This window comes from Microvirga pakistanensis (genome assembly GCF_004458765.1).
Taxonomy (GTDB): domain Bacteria; phylum Pseudomonadota; class Alphaproteobacteria; order Rhizobiales; family Beijerinckiaceae; genus Microvirga; species Microvirga pakistanensis.
This window is the reverse complement of sequence record NZ_SPJX01000103.1, coordinates 1-223: the sequence shown is the minus strand read 5'-3', so window position 1 is coordinate 223 and position 223 is coordinate 1. Positions and strand designations below refer to the sequence as shown.

1 protein-coding gene is annotated in these 223 nt (G+C 73.5%); it reads left to right on the top strand.

The features are described from left to right. Window positions 1-32 precede the first annotated feature (32 nt). Window positions 33-223: hypothetical protein (locus E4K09_RS29710; protein ID WP_204985680.1), on the top strand; the 191-nt coding region annotated here is incomplete at its 3' end.

Sequence of the window (223 nt, the reverse complement as noted above, 5' to 3'; positions counted from 1 at the left end):
AGGACGACGACGAGGCTTACGAGGACGGGCCCGTGACGCAGCCCGTTCCCCGCGCCGCCCTGCGGCCGGAGCCGGCCTCGGCTCGCGTCGCGCCGGCTCCGGGCGCACCGACACCCGGCCGGCGCATGGCGCGCGAGGCACAGCCCTCGCTCTTGGACGACAGCAATTATCAGCTGCCGCAACTGAACCTGCTCGCGGAGCCCAAGAAGTCGTCGGCCCCGCT